Source organism: Pseudomonas sp. RL_5y_Pfl2_69 (assembly GCF_963970465.1).
In the GTDB taxonomy this organism is placed as follows: domain Bacteria; phylum Pseudomonadota; class Gammaproteobacteria; order Pseudomonadales; family Pseudomonadaceae; genus Aquipseudomonas.
Genome location: NZ_CAXAOU010000012.1, coordinates 172,526 through 195,804 on the forward strand (window position 1 = coordinate 172,526; position 23,279 = coordinate 195,804).

General features: G+C 57.7%; 24 protein-coding genes and 1 pseudogene. 12 read left to right on the forward strand and 13 right to left on the reverse strand.

All coding sequences use genetic code 11. The features are described 5' to 3' along the window. The first annotated feature begins 75 nt into the window (after positions 1-75). Entirely contained in the window at positions 76-2,121 is a 2,046-nt protein-coding gene (locus tag AACY07_RS19570; RefSeq protein ID WP_339476923.1) for a S9 family peptidase, read from the forward strand. 227 nt (positions 2,122-2,348) lie between these two features. Here the strand turns inward: AACY07_RS19570 and AACY07_RS19575 are convergent, their stop codons facing one another. Next, positions 2,349-2,642 (reverse strand): hypothetical protein, encoded by a 294-nt coding sequence (locus tag AACY07_RS19575; protein WP_339476926.1) that lies wholly within the window; start codon positions 2,640-2,642, stop codon positions 2,349-2,351. An 82-nt stretch (positions 2,643-2,724) separates the two neighbouring features. Here AACY07_RS19575 and AACY07_RS19580 point away from each other — a divergent pair, with 82 nt between their 5' ends. From AACY07_RS19580 to AACY07_RS19590, 3 genes are all read left to right on the forward strand, one after another. After that, complete coding sequence (locus AACY07_RS19580; protein WP_339476929.1) at positions 2,725-3,411, forward strand: spermidine synthase; 687 nt, start codon at positions 2,725-2,727, stop codon at positions 3,409-3,411. A gap of 52 nt (positions 3,412-3,463) precedes the next feature. Then, complete coding sequence (locus tag AACY07_RS19585) at positions 3,464-3,838, forward strand: YajD family HNH nuclease (RefSeq protein ID WP_019828707.1); 375 nt, start codon at positions 3,464-3,466, stop codon at positions 3,836-3,838. Positions 3,839-4,003: 165 nt separating this feature from the next. Continuing rightward, entirely contained in the window at positions 4,004-4,474 is a 471-nt protein-coding gene (locus AACY07_RS19590) for an RNA methyltransferase (RefSeq protein ID WP_133078964.1), read from the forward strand. Here AACY07_RS19590 and AACY07_RS19595 read toward each other — a convergent pair. The 8 genes from AACY07_RS19595 to AACY07_RS19630 form a co-directional block, all read right to left on the reverse strand. Continuing rightward, positions 4,471-5,520 (reverse strand): AI-2E family transporter, encoded by a 1,050-nt coding sequence (locus AACY07_RS19595; RefSeq protein WP_339476932.1) that lies wholly within the window; start codon positions 5,518-5,520, stop codon positions 4,471-4,473. The genes AACY07_RS19590 and AACY07_RS19595 overlap by 4 nt on opposite strands. A gap of 74 nt (positions 5,521-5,594) precedes the next feature. Then, entirely contained in the window at positions 5,595-6,413 is an 819-nt protein-coding gene (locus AACY07_RS19600; RefSeq protein WP_339476935.1) for a DUF4892 domain-containing protein, read from the reverse strand. Between the two features lie 145 nt (positions 6,414-6,558). Beyond that, complete coding sequence (locus AACY07_RS19605; RefSeq protein ID WP_339476937.1) at positions 6,559-7,413, reverse strand: alpha/beta hydrolase; 855 nt, start codon at positions 7,411-7,413, stop codon at positions 6,559-6,561. A gap of 12 nt (positions 7,414-7,425) precedes the next feature. After that, positions 7,426-8,226, reverse strand: a complete 801-nt coding sequence (locus AACY07_RS19610) for an alpha/beta fold hydrolase (protein WP_339476940.1) — start codon at positions 8,224-8,226, stop codon at positions 7,426-7,428. 112 nt (positions 8,227-8,338) lie between these two features. Beyond that, positions 8,339-8,782, reverse strand: a complete 444-nt coding sequence (locus AACY07_RS19615) for a hotdog fold thioesterase (RefSeq protein ID WP_326397599.1) — start codon at positions 8,780-8,782, stop codon at positions 8,339-8,341. Positions 8,783-8,907: 125 nt separating this feature from the next. After that, the gene (gene sixA / locus AACY07_RS19620; RefSeq protein ID WP_339476942.1) at positions 8,908-9,357 is read right to left on the reverse strand and encodes a phosphohistidine phosphatase SixA; all 450 of its coding nucleotides are present in this window, start codon (positions 9,355-9,357) and stop codon (positions 8,908-8,910) included. Continuing rightward, positions 9,354-9,686: a DUF4389 domain-containing protein gene (locus AACY07_RS19625; RefSeq protein WP_133078957.1), complete on the reverse strand. Its 333-nt coding sequence runs from the start codon at positions 9,684-9,686 to the stop codon at positions 9,354-9,356. Before AACY07_RS19625 ends, sixA begins: the two co-directional genes overlap by 4 nt. Positions 9,687-9,704: 18 nt before the next feature. Continuing rightward, positions 9,705-10,730, reverse strand: coding sequence for an NAD(P)H-dependent glycerol-3-phosphate dehydrogenase (locus tag AACY07_RS19630; protein ID WP_133078956.1), 1,026 nt, complete (start codon positions 10,728-10,730; stop codon positions 9,705-9,707). 251 nt (positions 10,731-10,981) lie between these two features. On the opposite strand from AACY07_RS19630, the gene AACY07_RS19635 reads away from it, so the two are divergent. From AACY07_RS19635 to AACY07_RS19655, 5 genes are all read left to right on the forward strand, one after another. Next, positions 10,982-12,880 carry an ATP-binding protein gene (locus AACY07_RS19635; protein ID WP_339476947.1) on the forward strand — a complete coding sequence of 633 codons (1,899 nt, stop codon included), beginning with the start codon at positions 10,982-10,984 and terminating at the stop codon, positions 12,878-12,880. Positions 12,881-13,129: 249 nt separating this feature from the next. After that, positions 13,130-13,645, forward strand: a complete 516-nt coding sequence (gene fabA / locus AACY07_RS19640) for a 3-hydroxyacyl-[acyl-carrier-protein] dehydratase FabA (protein ID WP_003210552.1) — start codon at positions 13,130-13,132, stop codon at positions 13,643-13,645. 11 nt (positions 13,646-13,656) lie between these two features. Next, the gene (gene fabB / locus AACY07_RS19645) at positions 13,657-14,877 is read left to right on the forward strand and encodes a beta-ketoacyl-ACP synthase I (protein WP_016781684.1); all 1,221 of its coding nucleotides are present in this window, start codon (positions 13,657-13,659) and stop codon (positions 14,875-14,877) included. A 134-nt stretch (positions 14,878-15,011) separates the two neighbouring features. Further along, positions 15,012-15,428 carry an OsmC family protein gene (locus tag AACY07_RS19650; RefSeq protein ID WP_339476951.1) on the forward strand — a complete coding sequence of 139 codons (417 nt, stop codon included), beginning with the start codon at positions 15,012-15,014 and terminating at the stop codon, positions 15,426-15,428. A 73-nt stretch (positions 15,429-15,501) separates the two neighbouring features. Continuing rightward, a complete protein-coding gene (locus AACY07_RS19655) occupies positions 15,502-16,362 on the forward strand; it encodes a pirin family protein (protein ID WP_339476952.1) in 861 nt (286 codons plus the stop codon). A 19-nt stretch (positions 16,363-16,381) separates the two neighbouring features. Here AACY07_RS19655 and AACY07_RS19660 read toward each other — a convergent pair whose 3' ends face one another. Beyond that, on the reverse strand, positions 16,382-17,701 hold the full coding sequence (locus AACY07_RS19660) for a Na+/H+ antiporter family protein (RefSeq protein ID WP_133078952.1): 1,320 nt from the start codon (positions 17,699-17,701) through the stop codon (positions 16,382-16,384). Between the two features lie 535 nt (positions 17,702-18,236). Between AACY07_RS19660 and AACY07_RS24330 the strand changes: the two are divergent. Together AACY07_RS24330 and AACY07_RS24335 are read left to right on the forward strand one after the other, a co-directional pair. Further along, positions 18,237-19,307, forward strand: a pseudogene (locus AACY07_RS24330) (HAMP domain-containing protein); the annotation flags it as partial. Between the two features lie 102 nt (positions 19,308-19,409). Further along, a complete protein-coding gene (locus tag AACY07_RS24335) occupies positions 19,410-20,165 on the forward strand; it encodes a methyl-accepting chemotaxis protein (protein WP_374105729.1) in 756 nt (251 codons plus the stop codon). A 20-nt stretch (positions 20,166-20,185) separates the two neighbouring features. Here AACY07_RS24335 and AACY07_RS19670 read toward each other — a convergent pair whose 3' ends face one another. Genes AACY07_RS19670 through AACY07_RS19680 form a run of 3 tightly spaced genes read right to left on the reverse strand, consistent with a single transcriptional unit; the run spans position 20,186 to position 22,499 of the window. After that, positions 20,186-21,520, reverse strand: coding sequence for an ATP-binding protein (locus tag AACY07_RS19670; protein WP_339476954.1), 1,335 nt, complete (start codon positions 21,518-21,520; stop codon positions 20,186-20,188). Beyond that, positions 21,517-22,185 (reverse strand): response regulator transcription factor, encoded by a 669-nt coding sequence (locus AACY07_RS19675; protein ID WP_133078949.1) that lies wholly within the window; start codon positions 22,183-22,185, stop codon positions 21,517-21,519. The genes AACY07_RS19670 and AACY07_RS19675 overlap by 4 nt, the downstream gene beginning before the upstream one ends. After that, the gene (locus tag AACY07_RS19680; RefSeq protein WP_133078948.1) at positions 22,185-22,499 is read right to left on the reverse strand and encodes a PepSY domain-containing protein; all 315 of its coding nucleotides are present in this window, start codon (positions 22,497-22,499) and stop codon (positions 22,185-22,187) included. The genes AACY07_RS19675 and AACY07_RS19680 overlap by 1 nt, the downstream gene beginning before the upstream one ends. Positions 22,500-22,704: 205 nt before the next feature. Here AACY07_RS19680 and queD point away from each other — a divergent pair, with 205 nt between their 5' ends. Further along, positions 22,705-23,061 (forward strand): 6-carboxytetrahydropterin synthase QueD, encoded by a 357-nt coding sequence (gene queD, locus AACY07_RS19685; protein ID WP_019410510.1) that lies wholly within the window; start codon positions 22,705-22,707, stop codon positions 23,059-23,061. Positions 23,062-23,279: the final 218 nt, after the last annotated feature.

Sequence of the window (23,279 nt, forward strand, 5' to 3'; positions counted from 1 at the left end):
ATAACGGCTTTTAGACAGTGCGGCTGCAACGCCGTCAGCTCCACTTCTTTTCATGCAGGTTTCAGAGAACACTCAATGACCGAATCAGCCTACGCAAATAGCGCCCCTATCGCACATAAAGTCGAGGGTTCAGACCCCTACTCGTGGTTACAAAATCGCGATAGCGATGAGGTTCTGGACTACCTGAAAGCTGAAAACAGCTATCAGGAGGAGCAACTCGCCGACCAGGCCCAATTGCGTGAGACGCTGTTTCAAGAGATCAAGGGCCGAATTCGCGAGACCGATCTGTCGCTGCCCTCGCCCTGGGGGCCGTACCTGTATTACACGCGCACCAACGCCGGTGATGAGTATGCTCGCCATTACCGCTGCCCGCGCCCGGCCGATGACAGCCAGCAGGTCGACGAAAACGCAGAACACTTGCTGCTGGACCCGAACGCCTTGGCCGCGGGCGGCTTTATTTCTCTGGGCGCCTTCAGCATCAGCCCGGATCACCAGCGCCTTGCCTATAGCCTGGACACCAGCGGCGAAGAGGTCTATCGCCTGTTTGTCAAAGAGCTGAGCACCGGCGCAGTCACCGAGCTGCCGTTTGAAGAGTGTGATGGCAGCATGACGTGGGCCAATGACAGCCAGACGCTGTTTTTTGCCGAACTGGACGACACCCATCGCCCGCACAAACTATTGCGTCATACCTTGGGCGAGACAGACGCCCACGAGGTATTTCATGAGCCGGACGGACGCTTTTTCCTGCATTGCTATCGTTCGAGTTCCGAGCGCCAGCTGATTCTGCTGCTCAACAGCAAAACCACCAGTGAAAGCTGGGTACTGGACGCCAATCAGCCGCGCCAGGCCTTTAGCTGCCTGGCGGCACGGGTTGAAGGGCACGACTACAGCGTCGATCACGGCCTGCACGAGGGGCAATGGGCGTGGTTTATCCGCACCAACCAGGACGGAATCAACTTTGCGCTGTATTACGCCTTTGGCGAGGTGCCGACACGCAATGACTGGCAGCTTCTGATCGCCCATCACGACAGCGTCATGCTGGAAGGCTTGAGCCTGAACGCCCAAGCTTTGTGCCTGAGCCTGCGCGAAGGTGGGCTGCCGATCATCGAAGTCCGCCCCAACGGCTTGCCGTCGTATCGCGTGCAATTGCCGGACGCCGCTTACAGCTTGTATGTTCAGGACAGCCTGGAATTTGATAGCGCCCACATCCGCCTGCGCTATGAGGCGCTGAATCGCCCTGCGCAAGTACGGCAACTGACGCTCAATACCGGCGAACAAGTCGTACTCAAGGAAACCCCGGTGCTGGGACCCTTCAATGCCGATGATTATGTAAGCCATCGCCTGTGGGCCACCGCTCCGGACGGCACCCAGGTGCCGATCAGCCTGGTGGTCAAGCGCGACGTAGTGGGCCAGCCTGTGCCGCTCTACCTGTATGGCTACGGCGCCTACGGCGAGAGTCTCGACCCGTGGTTTTCCCACGCCCGCCTGAGCCTGCTGGATCGCGGCGTAGCCTTTGCCATTGCCCACGTGCGCGGGGGCGGCGAACTGGGTGAGGCCTGGTACCGCGCAGGCAAGCAGGAACACAAGCACAACACGTTCAGCGACTTCATCGCCTGTGCCGAACACCTGATCGATCAGGGCCTGACCCGAAGCGAACAGTTGGTCATCAGTGGTGGCAGTGCGGGCGGCCTGCTGATTGGCGCAGTGCTCAATCAACGCCCCGAGCTGTTCAAGGCGGCGATTGCCGAAGTGCCATTTGTGGACGTGCTCAACACCATGCTCGACCCGGACTTGCCGCTGACCGTCACCGAGTATGACGAATGGGGCAACCCGCAAGAGCCTGAGGTATACGACCGGATCAAAGCCTACGCACCGTACGAAAACATCACGGCACAAGCGTATCCGGCGATGCTGGTGATTGCCGGGTACAACGACAGCCGCGTCCAGTATTGGGAAGCAGCCAAGTGGGTGGCCAAACTTCGCGCCACCAAGACTGACGACCATCTGCTACTGCTCAAGACCGAGCTGGAAGCTGGCCACGGCGGCATGAGCGGGCGCTATCAGGGTTTGCGCGACGTGGCACTGGAGTACGCATTTGTGTTCAAGGTGCTGGGGATTTAACCATCTCGTAGCAGCTGACGAGTTGCGCGAGGCTGCGTCCGGCTGCGAAGCAGTCGTAAAGTCGGCTTTCACGGTTTATCAGGCACACCGCGTGTTCCGGTTTTGCGACCGCTGCGTCGCAGTGGCGCACCATCTCGATCGTAGCCTCGCTCTACTCGTCAACTCCTACAAAAACGCGGGGCAGACGATGAAATCTGCCGCTTTGCTCGTCAGCGGCTTGTGAACGGTCAGTCTTGCAGTGCCTTACCCTTCCCGTCCTTGAGTTCAAGCCCCGGCAGCGGCTGGTCTTTGGGCGGTTGCGGCAGATCAATCGGGGGCAGCGGGATCAGGCTGCCACTCCCGGCAACCGGCTTGGGCACGGCGCGCGGGGTGATTTGCGGGTACGGGGTTGGCGTGGCAGTGCCCGGTGAACCCGGCGCGGCAGTCACGGGGGCACTCGGGACAGTCGTCAATTCCGTTGCCTGGACTGCACTTATCAAGAGCGCGCTCCCTGCAATGGCCGTTAGAATAGTGCGTTTCATCAATCACTCCGTTGCCAGACCGGCTTGTCTGCCCTCAGGCTACTCGTAACCTGCGGTTTTTGCCCCCCTCAATGAGATTTCCATGAAACGTTTTGTTTTGCTCGACACCACTCCGATCCCCGAAAACGGCGGCGCCTTGTGCCTGTTCGAGTATGGCGAAGACTTCGTGATCAAGATTCAGGGCGGCGACGGCGGCCAACTGATGAACACCCGCATGCACGGCTCCGAAGACGCGCTGGCCGAGATCCCTTGCCGCAAAGTCGCTGGCCGCCCGCAGTCGCGGGTACTGATCGGCGGTCTGGGCATGGGTTTCACTTTGGCTTCGGCACTCAAGCATTTGGGCAAGGCTGCCGAAGTGGTGGTCGCCGAACTCGTGCCAGGCGTAGTGGAGTGGAATCGCGGACCGTTGGGCGAAAAATCGGGCAACCCCCTGCAAGACCCGCGTACCGTGATCCGCATGGAAGACGTGGCCAAGGTGCTGCAAGCCGAGCCCAACGGGTTTGATGCGATCATGCTCGACGTCGACAACGGCCCCGAAGGCCTGACTCAAAAAGCCAATAGCTGGCTGTATTCGGCGGGTGGCCTGAGTGCTTGCGCCAAGGCCTTGCGCCCAAAAGGCGTCCTGGCGGTATGGTCTGCCAGTGCCGACAAACAGTTTTCGGACAAGCTGCGCAAAGCCGGTTTCAAGGCTGAAGAAGTCCAGGTGTTTGCCCACGGCAACAAGGGCACCCGACACACCATCTGGATTGCAGAAAAAATCAAAGGCTGATCAACAGCTAAACTTAACGACATAACCGTCATTTGTCTTACAAGGTGAACCCATGAGTTCGGTGAATCCACCCTCCCACACCGCCAAGCTGGACCGCATTCTGGCTGATGCCCAGCGTGACCGTGAAATGGGCTATCGCGACAAGGCCCTGAAAATGTACCCCCACGTGTGCGGCCGTTGCACCCGTGAATTTGCCGGCAAGCGCTTGAGCGAGCTGACCGTTCACCACCGCGACCACAACCACGACAATAACCCGCAAGACGGCTCCAACTGGGAGCTGCTGTGCCTGTACTGCCATGACAATGAGCACTCGCGCTACACCGACCAGCAGTACTTTGCGGAAGGCTCCACCAGCAGCCCGAAAATTGCCAAGGCCACCCACAACCCGTTCGCCGCACTGGCCGGCCTGATGAAAAAAGACGAATAGCCTTGTGCTGTAGTCGCTGCCGCAGGCTGCGAAGGGTTGCGGAGCAACCCGTTTTCTTGGAGTCCCCACAGATCCCTTCGCAGCCTGGGGCAGCGACTACAGATAGCAGCCCACCCTGTACCAATGCCGTATACTCGCGTCTTTTTTTCGCAAGGGCTCGGGCAAGTGGCAAACAAACGGTACAGCTGCATTGGTTTGTATAACCCCAAATCGCCAGAAAACGTCGGCTCGGTGATGCGTGCGGCTGGTTGCTACAGCGTTGCCTCGGTGTTTTACACCGGCAAGCGTTACGAACGTGCTCGCGACTTTGTCACCGATACCAAGAAAATCCATCAGGACATCCCGCTGATCGGCATCGACGACCTGAAAAAGATCATCCCGCTGGGCTGCATTCCGGTCGCGGTAGAAATGGTCGAGGGCGCACGTTCCTTGCCTGAATACACCCATCCGGACCGGGCGATCTATATTTTCGGCCCCGAAGACGGCTCACTGGGCAAAGACGTGCTGGAATGGTGCGAAGACGTGATTTACATCCCGACCACTGGCTGCATGAACCTCGCAGCCACGGTCAATGTGGTGCTTTACGACCGACTGGCCAAGGGCAACAACACCCGCTCCGGCCCCAAGTTCGGCTAGACCTTGCCTTTGTTCTGCTGGCTGGAGCTCCAGTCCACCAGCAGGCTGTAGGCAATGGCAAGCAAGGTCGGACCGATAAACAAGCCGATAAAGCCGAAGGCTATCAACCCGCCAAACACACCGAGCAGTACGATCACCAGCGGCAGGTTGCCGCCGCGACTGATCAGGTAAGGCTTGAGCACGTTGTCGACACCACTGATGATCACGGTGCCCCAGATACCGAGGAAGACCGCCATCCCGTACTCGCCTTTCCAGGCCAGCCAGGCTGTGGCGGGAACCCAGATCAGCGGCGGCCCCATCGGGATCAGGCTGAGCAGGAACGTTGCCAGCCCCAGCACCAGTGCGCCGGGGACGCCCGCGATCAGGAAGCCGATCAGCGCCAGCAACGCCTGGGCTGCGGCGGTACCAATCACACCATTGACCACACGCTGTACGGTGCCCGCCACCAGTTCCTGGTAGTAGTCGGCACGGTCGCCAATCAGTCGCTCAAGCAGACCATGGACGAAGCTCGCCAGCCGCGGCCCGTCACGGTAGAAAAAGAACACAAAGACAATACTCAACGTCAGCTCAAGAATGCCGCCGCCAATCTGCGCACTTCGGGCCAGGAACCAGTTGCCCACCTGCCCCAGGTAAGGTTTGACTGCCAGGAGCAGCGCAGCGCCTTGCTCGTCGATGGTGTTCCAGATGCCGACCAGGCGCTCGCCCACGATGGGAATACCGCCCAGCCAGCTCGGAGCGTCGGGCAAGCCTTCGAGCTGAACATCCTTGACGAAGGTTGTGGTATCGCGCACATGGTCTGCCAGGTTGAGCCCCAGCCACACCAGCGGCGCGGCCACCAACAACATCCAGCCCAGGGTCAGGATGCCCGCAGCCAGCGACTCGCGCCCTCCGAGCAAGCGTGTCAGCAGGCGCATCAGGGGCCAGCTGGCAAACGCCAGCACCGCGCCCCAGAACAAGGCCGACCAGAATGGCGCCATCACCCACAGGCTGGCACCGAACAACACCAGGAGCAGAATCTGCACCAGCAGGCGATCGTTATTGAGCATGTGTGTTCCACAGAAAATTCAGAAATCAAAGAAGGACGACGACTACCCAGAGTGTAGCCGTCGTTTACAAGGGTCTAGCGCAGTAACTCGATACGCAGCCCTTTGGCATCGCTGTCACCAAGCTCCATTCGGGCAGCCCGTACACCGTTGTTGATCAACGCATCGCGCCAGGCGGAAGCCTTGGCCCCGGTCAAACTGACTCGGGAAGTTGAATCAAGGTTCAATGCCCTGGAGATTAATGTCAGCCACTGTGCATCCGGCTCACCTGCAAGCTTGGGAAAGTCCAGCTCACCCGTGCTTTTCAACTGGCGCTGCAAGGTAGCCGAAGTAGGCAGCAGTTCACCCAGATCGGCGCTCGCCTGAAGTTGCTCGACATGCAGGTAGCCTTTGCGACTGCCGCGATTGATGCCGTACAGGGCAACCAGCTGGTTCTGCTGGGGAGCTGCGCGACGTAACAACAAGTAGGATTGCTGCTCATCGGAACCGACCAGTTTGGAGTTACCGAAAACCTCATTGGCCCACAGGCTGCTTTCGCCACAGTCACGGGCCTGGCACCAGAACAACAGTTCGGCGCCCTGTTCCTGCAACGCCTCACGGGCAGCGGTAAAGGCTTCAGTGGCCGAGTGCTCTGCAGGCAGCTCGTAGGTGATGGCCGTGGTCAGGCCACGGGTATTGACCTGCCCCTCAAAACGCAGGCGACCGCTGATCTTGCGGATCGAGCCCATCGGGTAAATGCGTTCGATGTCAGGCTTGACGGAATAATCGACAATTTGTGCATCCGCGAGACGCGGTACGTCAGGCAAATCCTGGCTACCGGGCACATCGCTGGCCCAGAGTAGCGGGCTCAGGCAACTCAGGCTCAAGGCCAGGATAAAACGATTGGGTATTTTCATCGGCATACTTCACCGAGAGCTAGCGTGTGGCTCAGCATCCTCACGATAGAGACCGGATGGCCTTTCGGGGTCGCAGCGGTGTAGAGATCTATCATGGTCGTCTCCCATTTCAACCCGCCAAGCCTCGACAGTTGGTAGCCGCAAGTCAAGGAACGGCGAAGAACCGATTGAAACAGTCTGCAACAAGGATCGCCCCCGCTTCGTCATTCAGGTGCAAATGATGGCCACCCGGCAACCGTTCCAGGTTGAAGGGTAGTCGATCCAGCAGCTCGGGATGGCTGGCCAGCATGCCCTGCTCGGCCACCACCAGCATCGCAGGGCAACTCACACGCCGAATAAAGGACATGGCCTGTTCGTCATTCATGCGCAATGGCGTGGGCAATGTCAGGCGGATGTCGCTACGCCAGCTGTAACCTCCGGGGACCGGCATCAAACCGCGCTGGGCCAGCAACTCTGCAGCTTCCCGGCTGACGGCGACCAGGCCTTTCATCCGCGCTTCAACGGCGCGACCGAGGGTCGGGTGCACCGACTTGCGCTTGTGCTCCAGGCCGAGTTGCGCCTGCAGGGCCTGGCCCATGCGCTCAGCCACGTCCCCTTCGGGGCCACTGCGCGCCACAATGCCATCAATCAGCGCCAGTCGGGTCACGCGCTGCGGAAACGATCCGGCGAAAACCACCGAGACAATCGCCCCCAGCGAATGCCCCAGCAGTGCAAAGCGCTCCCAGCCTAATTGCTCGGCCACACACAGCACATCAAAGGCGTAGTCCGCCAACCCATACCCTGCCCCGCGCGGGCGATGATCCGAATGGCCATGTCCGGCAAGATCCAGCGCCACGATGCGCAGGCCCGAAAGCTTTGGCGCCAGCCGGGCGAAGCTATTGGCGTTGTCCAGCCAACCGTGCAGGGCAATCACGGGCACGCCATCCTCGGGACCAAAAATGTGCGCAGCCAACTCGATATGCGGCAGGCTCAGACGAATTTCTTCAACCACAGGACTCATGCAAAGTGCTCTTCAAAGGCCGGAATGACGAAGTTCCCAGCGGGCAAAAATCTGTTTGAGCAGGCGGGCGGTGTCCTGCGGTTGCTCCAGCGGAAACATGTGCCCGCCCGGTACGCTTAGCGACTCGCCATTGGGCATGCGCGAAACGGCTTTGGCATGATGATTCATGACCACTCGACTGTCGCGCCCTCGCACCACCGTCAGCGGGACCTGCAACTGAAAGGCCCTGCCGGGACTGGTGTCAGGGACGCTGCGATAGATATCGATTTCGGTCGCCGGGTCGAAGCTCAACCGCAAGCGGTCATCAACAGGTTGCAACCCGTGCTCCAGGTAAGCCTCGAAGCAGTCCGGGTCAAAGCTGCGGAACAGTGACTTGCCCGCAAAGTAGGCTCGCGCCGTCTCACGGTCGGCAAACTCTTCGCGCCGCCCCAGAGTGCGGCCGGCCGGGGTCAGGCGATCGATCAGGCCAAAACGCTTGGCCGCACGAATCACCCACTGATCGGTGCGCGTCAGCACGGGCGAATCCAGCATGACCACACCCTTGTACAGATGCGGGCAACGGATCGCGGCATGCAGGTGCAGCATACCGCCCAGAGAATGACCCACACCCAGCACGGGTTCTACTTGTTGTTGCAGGTGGTAAATCAGTTCATCGACGAGGTTGTGCCAATTGTTGTCCACCGGGTAACGCGGGTCATGCCCGTGCTGTGACAGGTGAGTCACGCTGAAATCCGGCGCAAGGGCACTGAACAACTTGCCATACGTGGCCGAAGGGAAGCCGTTGGCATGGGCGAAAAAAATCTGCCGAGACATACAAGGCGTCCAAATGTAGGAAGTACGCCTTATTGTCTGTAGGAAAATTCTTCATATCAATGACCGTATGCGCCATGAGTGACGACAATACGGCCATTATCTGGCCGTTTGATCACCGAGCTGGCGGGTTTTCACCCAGGGGTACAACGGCGATGGTCAGGCGGGAAATGCAACTGAGTTTGCCGCTGTCGTCGCTCAGGCGGATATCCCAGACGTGGGTTGTGCGGCCCATGTGTACCGGGCGTGCGACTGCACTCACCCGACCGCTGCGCACGCCACGCAGGTGATTGGCGTTGACCTCAAGGCCCACGCAATAGAATTTCTGGGTATCGATACACATAAAACTGGCCATCGAACCCAGGGTTTCCGCCAGAACCACCGATGCGCCGCCATGCAACAGGCCAAAAGGTTGGTGGGTGCGGTGATCGACCACCATGCTTGCAGTGATGGAGTCGTCATCGAAGGCATCGAAGGTGATGTCCAGCACGTCGCAAATGGTGTTTTTGCGCAATTCATTAAGGCGCGCCAGGTCAGGCGGAGTCGTCCACGAAATCATGCAGTCATTCCTTGGTCAGTGAGTAGGGGCGGCGGCGTGATTGACGCTCAACACAGCCACCAAAATGCCATTCATCCGCCCCAACTATCTTTCACTACGACCAAAATGTGCAACCGCTGCAATGATCAGGGGTGATGAACACCGATCAAGGTCATGCTGCCAGCCAGCGGCCATTCACCCTCAAGCTCCACCAGGCTGGCCGTCTGCATCGGCTGGGGCTGACGCAAATGGCCATGCAGCAACAGGCTGATCAAGTCGCCCACAAATGGCTGATGACTGACCAGCAGTACATTGCCACTGTCCGGCAGCTTGCTGACCGCAAACTTGGGCTCACTTTCGGGTGTCAGCCACGGCACGGTGATGAGGTCGCTGGTAAAACCAAGGGCCTTGCGCACCAACTCAGCGGTTTGCTGCGCCCGCACATAAGGGCTGACCAGAATGCTGTCCAGTGGCTGGCCAATCAGCAAGGCTGCACTGTGCAGCACCTGTTCACGACCATGGGCCGTGAGTTCGCGTTCGGCATCGCGCCGGGCGTGAGGCTCGGCTTCGCCGTGACGCAAGATCCAGATCTTCATGGTTTGGTCTCTTCGCCCTTGGCGGCCTGCGCGTAAGGTGCTTCACCTTCCGGGGCACGAGGGGCTGGCCAATCAGCAAAAGGCCAAGGTTTTTGCTCGGTGTGAAAGCTGCCGAACCGACCAATCTGTGCCAGATAAAGGCTCAGGCTGTCGCCAAAATTCATCAGGCCACCGTTGGGTGCTCCGTAGATCAGACGGTAAATCAGCTGCACCAGCACCAGCCCGCCAAGCACCAGTTGCGCGACTTGCCAGACCAGCAAAAAAACCAGCATCCAGAGCACGCGCAAAACGAGTGACTCGTATTTGGGTGCGTTTTTAGTGTCGTTCATGTGCTGCTCCCTTGGTGCTTAGTTGAAACCGCTGGTGGAGATAAAATCGACATCCGTCTTGGGTTCGCCGCGCATCAACTGCCCGATGACCTGATCCAGGGTGTAACCCTCGAACAGAATCGCGTGCAGGCCAGCAACCAAGGGCATGTAGACGTTCAGTTCCTGTGCCTTGACCTTGAGCACCTTGAGGGTATTCACCCCTTCGGCCACTTCGCCCAGTCGAGTGACGGCATCTTCCAGGCTGAGGCCCTGACCCAGGGCAAACCCGACCTGATAATTGCGGCTCTTGGGGGATGAGCAGGTGACGATCAAATCGCCTACACCCGCCAAGCCGAGGAAAGTCATGGGGTTTGCACCCTGGCTAACGGCAAATCGGGTCATTTCGGCCAAGGCACGGGTAATCAGCATGCTCTTGGTGTTCTCCCCCATACCCAGCGCCACGGCCATGCCCGCGATGATTGCGTAAACGTTTTTCAACGCCCCGCCCAACTCCACCCCAAAACGGTCGGCACTGGCATAGACGCGAAATGTTCGGCCATGCAATGCCGCCTGCACGCGGTTGCAGAGGTCTTCATCGGCACTGGCGACCACGGTGGCCGTCAACGCATGCTCGGCAACTTCACGGGCAAGGTTGGGCCCGGACAGAACGCCGATACGTGCCTGCGGGGCGATTTCTTCAAGGATCTCGCTCATCAGTTTGAAACTGTGCGCTTCAATGCCCTTGGTCAGGCTGACCAGCATTTTTCCGCTCAAACGCTCTGCGTGTTCGGCCAGCACACTGCGTAAGGCGCTGGACGGCAAGGCCACAAAACACAGCTCGCAGGCATCGAGCGTCGCCTTGAGATCAGTAACCGGCTCCACCCCGGGATGGATCTTGATGCCCTTGAGGTAACGCGGGTTTTCGCGATTCAGGCGAATGGCCTCGGCCTGCTCCGGATCGCGCATCCACTGGTACACACGATGACCGTTTTCTGCCAGCAAGTTGCCCACGGCGGTGCCAAAGCTTCCGCCTCCCAAGACCGCAATAGCGTGCTGTTCAGTCATATGCAATCCCGTTTTCCATCTAGCGTGGCAATGGCGGCATTATACGGAGCACATGCCCCGCGACCAGCCCCATAGCATATAGATGGCTTTGACTGAAAAAGTGCAAGACCTCGGTTAACATGCCGCTCAGGTACTCACCTTCAAGAGGCAGCTTTGCTGCACTTCAACATGAACGACTGCAGGTCAAGGACGACAACGTATATGGGAGAGGTATTTGCTGGCTGCAAGGTGACTGTCGGAGACACCCTGCCATGATGGCTCGCAGTCGGTGGGATATTCACACCCGCACGCAGATGATGAGCCTGGGCCCGGCGTTGTTATTGACCTTGTTGTTGATCAGTTTTTTTACGTTCGTACGAATCCAGGATTTGCGCCAGGAGCTCAAGCACACAGGCCAGTTGATCGCCAACCAATTGGCGCCTGCCACCGAGTACGGGCTCATGACGGGGAACACCCACGTTCTGGAAACCCTGATCAACGCTTCGTTGAACATCCCCCACGTACAGTTTGTGCAGGTACAGAACCGTACAAACGAGGTGCTGGCACAGGCAGAACACTCCCCGCCCGGCGCTGATCAAGGCTCGCAGGTTGAAGTGTTCCAGGCGTCAGTGCGATTGCAGAAGAGCCCTTCGGGCGAGTATTTCTTGCTCAGTCATAATCAGACACCAGCACCGGTAGAAGACTATCTGGGCCGGGTACTGGTTGGCATGTCCGGCGAGGCGTTCAGCACCCGTCAACAAGAAATCCTGCTCAAGGCCGTGATCCTTGCCTTGTTTGCCCTGGGCTTCACCTACCTGTTGGCCAGGCGCCTGGCGTCCAACCTGTCCAAGCCCATCAGTGACATGAGCAAAGCGGTCAAGGCCATCCAGCAGGGCGACTACTCCACGCCCTTGCCAGTCGTCGACGATGGCGAACTGGGCAGTCTGGCCCAGCACATCAACAATCTGGCCGATGGGCTTGAGCAAGCCAGCCGAGAGCAACATGCCGCCATTGCTCAGCTGATTCAGACCCGCGAAGAAGCCGAACGGGCCAACCGGGCCAAAACCGACTTTTTGGCCATGATGAGCCACGAGCTTCGCACGCCGATGAATGGCGTACTGGGAATGCTGCAACTGCTGGAAACCACGCAGATGACAGAGGAACAGGCTGAATATGCCGCCCTGGCGTCTGAGTCCACCGAGCACTTGCTCAAGGTCATCAACGACATCCTCGACTTCTCACGAATCGAACGGTCAGCGCTTGAACTGGAGCGCATCCCCTTCAACCTCGCAGAACTGGTCAGCAATTGCGCTCAGGCTTTCCAGCACAGCGCCGCACAGCGCGGCCTGCACTTGCAGCTGACCCTCTCAGAAGGCTTGCAGGATTTGCACGTACTGGGGGATCCGACGCGGATCAGGCAAATCCTGGTCAACCTCATCGGCAATGCGCTGAAATTTACCGAACACGGGCAGATCAGTATCGAACCGCTTTGGCAGCGGCTGGACCACGAATTGATCTGGTTTACCTGTGTCGTACGCGACAGCGGTATTGGCATCAACAGCGAAAAACTGGACTCCATGTTCACCGCTTTCCAGCAGGCCGACAGCTCGATTTCGCGGCGCTATGGCGGCACAGGGCTGGGCCTGCCCATCGCCCGAACGTTGGCTGAACGCATGGGTGGCACGCTGCACGCCACCAGTGAAGAGACCCGCGGTTCCGTGTTCACCCTGGAAATCCCGCTGGAACTGCACCAGCCCGTAGAGCTCAGCCAAAGGCCTGAACTTGAGCCGGAAGCGACGTGTGCGCCCGGGCGTAAAATCTTGCTGGTGGAAGATAACCAGGTCAATCAGACCGTCATTGAAGCCATGCTGAGCAGCCTGGGATACGAAGTGAGCATGGTCAGTGATGGCGCTCAGGCCATTCATTTCGCCAACACCGAGCGCTTTGCCGCGATCCTGATGGACTGTCGCCTGCCGATCATCAATGGCTACGAAGCTACCCGGCAAATCCGCCAACTGCCCGGGTGCATGACCCTGCCCATCATTGCCCTGACCGCCAATGCCTTGCAGGGTGATCGGGAAACCTGCCTGCAAGCCGGAATGAACGATTACCTTGCCAAGCCGTTCAAACGAGCTGATCTGGAGCAAATTCTGCTGCGCTGGGTCCAGTAACTTATGGCTAAAAGGCCACCTGCGACTGGCGTTAAACACAAAAGTGCGGCAGTCTTAGGCACCCGAATGGGCCACTGAACCGGCCCGATTTAAATTTTCAGTGCACAAGTGTACATTCTTGCCCTTTGCGCTGTGACTTTCACTACAACGCAATAGTCTATGTGTAGGCTGGCGAACTGGAACTCGTATGTTTCAGTTGGTCGGGAAGATTTGCCCCACCCTGCCGCATGGGATTATTGAGGAGCTCGCATGACCAAACAAAACGCCTTTACTCGGGAAGATTTGCTGCGCTGTAGCCGCGGCGAACTATTCGGCCCAGGTAACGCGCAACTGCCCGCCCCTAACATGCTGATGGTGGATCGCATCACCCATATCAGCGAAGAGGGTGGCAAGTACGGCAAAGGTGAATTGGTCGCCGAGCTGGATATCACCCCGGACCTGTGGTTTTTCGCCTGCCATTTCGAAGGCGATCCGGTGATGCCAGGTTGCCTGGGCCTCGACGCCATGTGGCAGTTGGTCGGCTTCTATCTGGGCTGGCAAGGTCTGCCGGGCCGCGGTCGTGCCCTGGGTTCGGGCGAAGTGAAGTTCTTCGGCCAGGTCTTGCCGACCGCCAAGAAAGTCACCTATAACATTCAAATCAAGCGCGTCCTCAAGGGCAAGCTGAACCTGGCCATTGCCGATGGTTCGGTCACTGTCGACGGTCGCGAGATTTATACTGCCGAAGGCCTTCGGGTCGGCGTATTTACTTCCACTGACAACTTTTAAGGGTTATCCGCATGCGCCGCGTCGTTATCACTGGTCTGGGCATCGTTTCGTGCCTGGGCAATGACAAAGAGACCGTCTCCGCTAACCTGCGTGCAAGTCGCCCTGGCATCCGATTCAACCCGGAATATGCCGAAATGGGTCTGCGTAGCCAGGTTTCCGGCTCCATTGACCTGCCTCTCGAAGAGCTGATCGATCGCAAGATCTATCGCTTCGTCGGCCACGCAGCGGCTTACGCCTACCTGGCCATGAAAGACGCCATCACTGATTCGGGCCTGACCGAGGAGCAAGTCTCCAACCCGCGTACCGGCCTTATCGCCGGCTCGGGTGGCGCGTCGACCCTGAACCAGATGGAGGCGCTGGACATCCTGCGCGAAAAAGGCGTCAAGCGCGTTGGCCCGTACCGCGTTACGCGGACCATGGGCAGCACCGTTTCTGCCTGCCTGGCCACTCCCTTCAAGATCAAGGGCGTGAACTACTCGATCTCCTCTGCCTGCGCCACCAGTGCTCATTGCATCGGTACTGCAGTTGAGCAGATCCAGCTGGGCAAGCAGGACATCGTTTTCGCGGGCGGGGGCGAAGAAGAACACTGGAGCCAATCGTTCCTGTTCGACGCCATGGGCGCGCTGTCCACTCAGTACAACGACACGCCTGAAAAAGCGTCCCGTGCCTACGACAAAAACCGTGATGGCTTCGTCATCGCCGGTGGTGGTGGCATGGTTGTTGTTGAAGAACTGGAACACGCCCTGGCGCGTGGTGCCAAGATCTACGCCGAAATCGTCGGCTACGGCGCGACATCCGACGGCTACGACATGGTTGCCCCAAGCGGCGAAGGTGCCATCCGCTGCATGCAGATGGCCATGTCTACCGTTGACGGCCCGATCGACTACCTCAACACCCACGGCACCTCTACTCCGGTAGGCGACGTCAAGGAAATGGAAGGTGTTCGCGCGGTATTCGGCGACAAGGCTCCGGCCATCAGCTCGACCAAAAGCCTGTCGGGTCACTCACTGGGCGCCGCAGGCGTTCACGAAGCGATCTACTGCTTGCTGATGATGGAAGGCAACTTCATCGCCGGCTCTGCAAACATCGAGGAACTGGACCCGACTGTCGCTGACATGCCGATCCTCACCAAGACCCGCGAGAACGTCACGTTGAACAATGTGATGAGCAACAGCTTCGGCTTCGGTGGCACAAACGCCACTCTGGTACTGAAGCGCTGGGCTGGCAAATAAGCCCTCCCCTCGCGAAATAAAAATGCCCCGGCTGGTTTTCCAGTCCGGGGCATTTTTTTGCATGATGGAACGCATGGCTCCCGGGATGCTCTATAAAGATCAGGACCGTTATCTCTGCCACTACGAGGTTTGCCATGACTGTTACCGTTAATACCGTATCCCACGAGGGTTTTCGTCACAGCATCAAAATCGACGATCACGAAGTCTTCACCGATTTGCCCACGTCCCTGGGCGGCGACGGTTCTGCTCCCTCTCCCCATGATTACTTCGATGCCGCCCTCGGTGCGTGCAAGGCGCTGACACTCAAGCTCTATGCGCAAAAAAAGGAAATCCCGCTGACCGGGGTCACGGTCGAAGTCAAACACGACGCCAGCGAAGAACAGAAAGGGAAATACGCCCTGCACGTCAAACTGACGCTAAAAGGCGTGCTGACCGATGCCCAGCGCGATGAGTTGCACAACGTGGCCGACAAGTGCCCGGTGCATAAATTGATGACTACCGCCGAGGTCACCATCGAGACCCATCTATCTGAAGGTGCTTTCAGCCAGTAACGCACAGGTTCTACCTGCAGGCCCGGGAAGCGTTGGGTTATGCTCAACGCTTCTCCCCCGCTGGCACCTTCAAATGCACACATTGACCATAATTCGGCCACGGGCCGAAGATGTCGAAGGCCAACCGATCTTGCGCCCCCTGCCCTCGGCCAAGTGCCGCAGCGTCGGGCCTTTTGTTTTCTTCGACCACATGCTGCCTACCCACTATCCACCCGGCCACGGGATGAATATCCGACAGCATCCGCACATCGGCCTGTCCACTTTGACCTATCTGTTTGAAGGCCAACTGCAGCATAAGGACAGCCTGGGCTCCGACCAGCAGGTTGGCCCCGGCGAAGTCAGCTGGATGACTGCGGGCGCGGCCATTGCTCACGTTGAACGCACTCCCGCCTCAATACTGGCGCAAGGCTCAAGCCTGCATGGGCTGCAAGTGTGGCTGGCTTCTCCCAAGGAACACGAACAAGGCGCAAGCCACTACAGCCATCATGATGCCAATAGCTTGCCCGTCAGTGAGACCCTGGGAGTAATGATTCGCCTGATTGCAGGCACCGGGTTTTGCTTGAGCTCGCCGGTGCCGGTGCTCTCACCGACCCTGTACGCCGAAGTGCAGATGCAAACGGCCTCGACGCTGCTTGTTCCGGCGGAATACCCGGAGCGTGCGCTGTATGTGCTGGAAGGTGAAGTGCAGCTGGAGGGCCAGACCATCGAGCCACGCTGCCTGGTGCTACTGCCTGCCGGAGAGGCCATGACCCTGTGCGCCATGAGTGACAGCCATATGGTGTTGATCGGCGGAGCCGCCCTCGATGGTCCGCGCCGCATGAACTGGAACTTCGTCGCCAGCGATCCAGTCCTGATCGAACAGGCTAGAACCCGCTGGGCCACAGGGCATTGGCCGACAGTACCCGGTGAAACCGGTCGCATCGAACTGCCTTGAAGCCCGGCCCGCAGAGGCCTTACAAAACCATTGCCGCCACCCAGCCAAAGGCCAGTAGCGGCAAATTGTAATGCAGGAAAGTGGGCACTACGGTGTCCCAGATATGGTGATGCTGGCCGTCAATATTCAGGCCGGAAGTGGGCCCAAGGGTGGAGTCCGATGCCGGAGAACCCGCATCGCCCAAGGCGCCCGCTGTGCCGACGATGCAAACAATGGCCATTGGACTGAAACCCAGCTGAACGCACAGCGGCACAAAAATAGCCGCCAGGATCGGCACAGTGGAAAATGACGAACCGATACCCATTGTGACCAGCAATCCAACCAGCAACATCAGCAGAGCACCCACGCCCTTGCTGTTATTGATCCAGCCGGCAGAAGCTTCAACCAGTGATTTGACCTCGCCGGTGGCTTTCAGGACTTCGGCAAAACCCGAGGCTGCGATCATGATGAAGCCAATCATGGCCATCATCTTCATGCCTTCGGTAAACAAATCATCCGTCTCGCGCCAACGCACGATCCCCGAAGCCGAAAAAATCAGAAAACCAGCCAGTGCGCCAATAATCATGGAGCCCAGCCACAGCTGAATGATAAACGCCGCCGCAATGGCCGCACCTGCCACCAGCAAGGTGCGCGGGTTATAGCTGACGGCAACCTGTTCAACCTGTTCGATTTTGGCCAAGTCATATTCGCGTTTTTTGCGGTAACTGATGAAAACCGCCACCAACAACCCAAACAACATCCCTAAAGCCGGGATTGCCATCGCATGGGTGACATTGACCCCGCTGATATCAACGCCACTTTTGCTGACGTTGGCGAGCAAAATCTGATTGAGAAAGATATTGCCAAACCCCACCGGCAAGAACATGTACGGCGTGATCAAGCCAAAGGTCATGACACAGGCAATCAATCGGCGGTCAATGTTCAGCTTGGTCAGTACATACAACAGGGGCGGAACCAGCAAAGGAATGAACGCGATATGGATCGGTAGAATATTCTGGGAAGAAACAGCCACTACCAGCAGCAAGCCAATCAACAGCCATTTGACACGATTGCCACCGGCCGCATGCTGCCTGTTGACCATCATCAGCGCTTTGTCTGCCAGGGCATGGGCCATGCCCGACTTGGCTATCGCCACTGCAAAAGCACCCAGCATGGCATAGGACAACGCCACCTGAGCACCACCGCCCAACCCGCCATTGAAAGCATTGAGTGTTGCCTCGATACCCAGCCCACCTACGAGACCGCCAACAACGGCACCCACAATCAGTGCGATGACCACGTGCACACGGGACAAACTGAGCACCAGCATGATGCCGACCGCGGCAATTACTGCATTCATTATTACAACCTCATAGCGCGCACCACGATAAAACACCGTAAAGCGGAAAATTTCGGGCAAAAGACGACTGTTCCAATCGCCGGATCTGGAAGGGTGGACCTTTTTGGGGGCGCACACTTTGCAGCACCTCCAGCGCCTTGTCAAAGCGCAGGCCAAAGGCATCCGGCCAATCCATCCCGACAGGCCTTAACCCTAGTATTTAAAGGGCTAAATCGCTGTTTTCAAGACCGGGTAAAACGCTAATAAGTCAGGTTTTTGCGTAAAGAAAAACATCCCGCGGCCGCTAACAGTGAAAGCCTCTTTTTAGGATGCATCCATGTCGCTCAGACAGCTTTCCATCCAATGGAAAATCACCCTCCTCGCCGGACTCAGCCTGATCGGCGTAGTCACCCTGCTGGTGGGACTTTCTCTCTATCGCATGGATCACACTGCCGATCTGGTAGAGGCCTCAAGTTCACGAATGCTGAACGAGTCTGCGCAAGCCCGTATCGAGGCTCAAGGTGAAGCCCAGGCACTGGCAATCAGTCGCCAGTTTATGGATGCCTACCAGTACGGAAATGGATTCGCCCGACAAGTCCTTTTCTTGCGCGAGCAATCTGAAAAGCGCTTTCTGGACGCCTTTGACTTGCGTGAAGACCTGACGCGCCAGGTTAAAGCGGCCCTGCAGGCCAATCCGGACTTGCTGGGGCTGTCGCTGGTATTTGAAGCCAACGCGCTGGATGGCAAGGACTCACTGTTCGACCATCAAAAAGAACTGGGCAGCAATGACAAAGGACGCTTTGCCCTTTACTGGTCGCAGCCGACACCGGGCAAGCTGAGCTCGATGGCGCTGCCCGAATCAGACATGGTCGATACCAGCACCGGGCCCAGCGGCCAGGCCAACAACACATGGTTCACCTGCCCTCGCACTACGCGCAAACCGTGCATCATCGAACCCTACTTCTATGAGATCGACGGGCAAAACGTACTACTGACCAGCATCGTTTTCCCCCTGATTGTTGACGGAAAAGTCATTGCGTCACTGTCGGTTGATATCAATCTCAACAGCTTGCAGGCCATTAGCCTGCAAGCCAGCCAAAAACTGTACGACGGCGAAACCCGCGTTGGCATTATCAGCTCGGCCGGGATACTCGCCGGCTTCAGTGCAGATGCCAGCAAACTTGCTCAGCGTCTCGATCAGGTAGACACCAGTGATGGCGCTGAATTGATCCGCATGATGGCCAAAGGTGATCAGGTACAAAGCATTCGCAGCGAGCAACGCCTGAAAGTCCTGACTCCCTTCCTGCCGATCCCGGGCAGCAAATCCTGGGGCGTATTGCTCGACGTGCCTGAAGCTGTCCTGGTCGGACCGGCACAGGCTCTGCAAGCAGAACTGGACGAGCGCAACAGGGCCGGAGCCTTGACCGAGCTGGCGTGGGGGTCTCTGGCAGCCATCATCGGGCTTCTGCTGGTGTGGTTGCTGGCTCGTAGCGTCACACGTCCGATTCTTGGCGTGGCCAACATGCTTGAAGACATTGCGAGCGGCGAAGGCGACCTGACCCGTCGCCTGGCATACGACAAAAAAGACGAACTTGGACAGCTCGCCAGCTGGTTCAACCGCTTCCTCGACAAACTGCAACCGACCATTGCCGAAGTCAAACGCTCGGTACAGGACGCGCGCAGCACCGCCGATCAGTCGGCGGCCATTGCCACCCAGACCAGCGCTGGTATGGAGCAGCAGTACCGTCAGGTCGACCAGGCGGCCACGGCCTCCCATGAAATGAGCGCAACGGCGCAGGATGTCGCACGCAGCGCGGCACAGGCGGCTCAGGCCGCTCGTGATGCCGATCAGGCGACCAGACAAGGGCTGACGATCATTGACCGCACCACGACCAGCATCGACCATCTGGCTGCAGATATGAGCGTGGCCATGACGCAAGTTGAAGGGCTGGCTGCCAATAGTGAAAAAATCGGTTCAGTACTGGAGGTCATTCGCGCCATTGCCGAACAGACCAACCTCCTCGCCTTGAATGCTGCCATTGAAGCGGCGCGGGCAGGCGAAGCCGGGCGCGGATTTGCCGTGGTGGCCGACGAGGTCCGCAACCTGGCACGCCGGACTCAGGAATCCGTTGAGGAAACCCGGCAGGTCATCGAACAACTGCAAGCCGGGACTCAGGAAGTAGTGAGCTCCATGAATAACAGCCATCGCCAGGCTCAAGGCAGTGTGGAGCAGGTAGGACAGGCGGTGACGGCCTTGCAGCAAATCGGTGATGCCGTCACCGTGATTACCGACATGAACTTGCAGATTGCCAGCGCGGCTGAAGAACAGAGTGCCGTTGCAGAGGAAATCAACAACAACGTTTCCACTATTCGGGATGTAACAGAGTCTTTGTCTGAACAGGCCAATGAGTCGGCCCGAGTCAGTCAGGCGCTGAACTCACTGGCCAACCAGCAGCAAAAATTGATGGATCAATTTCGCGTCTGATCCGTCGTGCGATGACGGTGTTAAGCCGTCGTCGCCTTTTTCGTTCGCCCTGGGAGCATGATTCTAACCATCAGGCCGCCCATCTCAGCTGTCTCAAGCTGCATAGCTCCCCCCCACGCTTCAACGATGTCCCGAACGATTCCAAGGCCCAGACCGTGACCACTGGCTTGCTCGTCAAGCCGCGTACCGCGACTGAACACCTGATCACGTTCGGCCTCAGGAATGCCTGGGCCATCATCCTGGACTTCAATCACAAACCCGTCCACGGTCTGGCCAATACTCAGTTCGACTTGGGCGTCCGCCCATTTGCAGGCGTTATCCAATAGATTACCGAGCAATTCGAGCATGTCTTCCCGATCCCAAGGCAAATGCAGCCCCGGCGCAACCTTGTGCGTCAATTGCAGATGCTCGCCGTGAATCATGCCAAGGGTCGACAGGAGGCCTGGCAACTCCGTATCAGCATCAAATTGCGCACCCGGCAAGGCATCGCCCGCAAGACGCGCACGGTTGAGCTCGCGGCTCATGCGCTGCTGTATCTGGTCCAACTGCTCTCGCAATGTAGTTTGTATCTGCGGATAAGCTGCAAGCCGCGGATCGTTGGCCAGGCTGATCAATACCGCCAATGGGGTTTTAAGTGCATGGCCCAGGTTGCCCAACGCATTGCGCGAGCGCTTGAGGTTGTCTTCGGTATGAGCCAGCAAGTGGTTTATTTGCGTGACCAGGGGTTCAAGCTCAAGGGGGACCTGCGAATCAAGCTGCGAGCGCTGACCTGACTGCAACTGAGCGATTTGTTTACGTGCAGTTTCCAATGGCCGCAGAGCGCGGCGAACGGTAATACGCTGCAACAGCAAAATAACAATCAGGGCCATGACGCCCACCCCCAGACCGATCCGCTGAACCTGCCTGAAACTTTCACGTATGGGTGTGTAGTCCTGGGCAACGCTGATGGAGACCGCCTGGCCAAGGCGCTGGTAATCACTGCGCATGACCAGCAGCATCTGCCCCTCTGGACCGGGCTGTAACTCACTGCTCAGCCCAGGCTCACTGGGACGTGGTAGTTGAGCGTCCCAAAGCGAACGCGAGCGCCAGTGAGTATCACCGAACTCGATACTGAAATAGTGTCCAGAAAATGGCCGCTGATAAGCAGATGACAACCGTCGTTCATCCAACTGCAAACCTTGGGGGCCACGGCTCAAAGCTATCAGCAGGTTCTCACTGTCGTTTTTCAGGCCTGACTCCAGATAACGCTGGAGGCCACTTTCAAATAGCCAGAGACTGACTTGGCCTACGACCAGACCTGCAACCAGCAGAACGCTGACCAACCCCAGGCTCAAACGCCTCTGGATCGACTTCACTGGCCGACAGCGCCGAAAATATAGCCCTGACCACGACGGGTTTCGACCACTTCACGCCCGAGCTTGCGACGTAAATGGTTCACGTGGACCTCTAAAACATTGGAATCACGTTCAGTCTCACCGTCGTAGAGATGCTCGGCCAAGTGGCTTTTAGAGAGGATCTGTTGCGGATGCAACATGAAATACCGCAGAAGACGGAACTCGGCAGCGGTCAATTGCACCTCGGCCCCATCTTTGAGTACGCATTGACGTGCCTCATCCAACTGCAGCCCTGCGGATTTCAATAACGGCTGATTCGGTTGACCGTGAGAGCGGCGCAAGAGTGCCTGCACCCGCAGTTGCAGCTCTTCAGGATGAAAAGGTTTGGTTACATAATCATCGGCACCGGCTTTAAGGCCATCAATGCGCTCGGACCATGAGCTGCGTGCCGTCAAAATCAGAACAGGCGTGGCCAACCCTTGTGTGCGCCACTGCTTGAGCACATCAATACCGGACATCCCCGGCAAACCCAGATCAAGAATAATCAGGTCATAGGGTTCACTCTGCCCTTGATAAAGAGCATCGCGCCCATCGGCCAGCCAATCAACTGCATAGCCAAGGCGAGTTAACCCGGCCATCAGTTCGTCAGCCAATGGAACGTGATCTTCTACCAGCAGCAACCGCATTAATCATCTACCTCGTCTTTGAGCAATTGACCATTACTGGCGTTCAGTTTGATCTCGCGCACAACGCCACTGGTCGTAAGTAACTCGACCTCGTAAACATAAACGTCGTCATCCTCCTCCAGCTCTACCTCCAGCAATTTTGCACCCGGGTGGCGCTCAAGGGCTTTTTGAAGCAGTAGCTCTAGCGGCTGGATCAGGCCTTGCTCACGTAAACGCAGCGCCTCGTCCTGCCCCAGGTCCCGCGCAATGGCCAAAGAACAGAACGCAGAGAACACCAACACGATAAATCCGCCAACTCGTAGGTTCACTGTCATCACTCGCCTCTGCGGCCTCCGTTCAATGTCATTTGTGCGATATCAAAAACATGGAGCATAAATGTATTGGCTTAATTGAAGCTGAATCAACTGCCCCACCCCCCGGATTGCGGGAGGTATGCACCTGCGCTGGGCGTTAACTGCTAAACTGCCGCCCTGTATTCATCGCTCAGGCGATAGTCACCTTTCAAGAGCTATAAATATTGTGGAAATTTTCAAAGAGTTTACCTTCGAATCTGCGCATCGCTTGCCTTACGTGCCTGAAGGCCACAAATGCGGCCGCTTGCATGGTCACTCATTCAAGGTGGCAATCCATTTAAGCGGTGATATCGATCCGGCCACCGGCTGGATTCGCGATTTCTCAGAGATCAAAGCGATTTTCAAACCACTTTATGAGCTGCTTGATCACAACTACCTGAACGATATTCCGGGTCTGGAAAATCCAACCAGCGAAGTGCTGGCAAAGTGGATCTGGCAACAGCTCAAGCCTTTGCTACCAGAATTATCTGCGATACGAATTCATGAAACCTGCACCAGTGGTTGCATCTACTACGGTGATTGAATAAATCGCTCCAAAAAACCACCTCTCAAGGTGGTTTTTTTTGCTTTGACGAAAGGTAAAACCGTACTGATCACTGCTTAAAACTTACCGAAACTTTTCTCGGCCCAAAAACAAACCCCCTGTCTGCGTTAGCAGACAGGGGGTTTGGAATTTAATCTTGACGATGACCTACTCTCACATGGGGAAACCCCACACTACCATCGGCGATGCATCGTTTC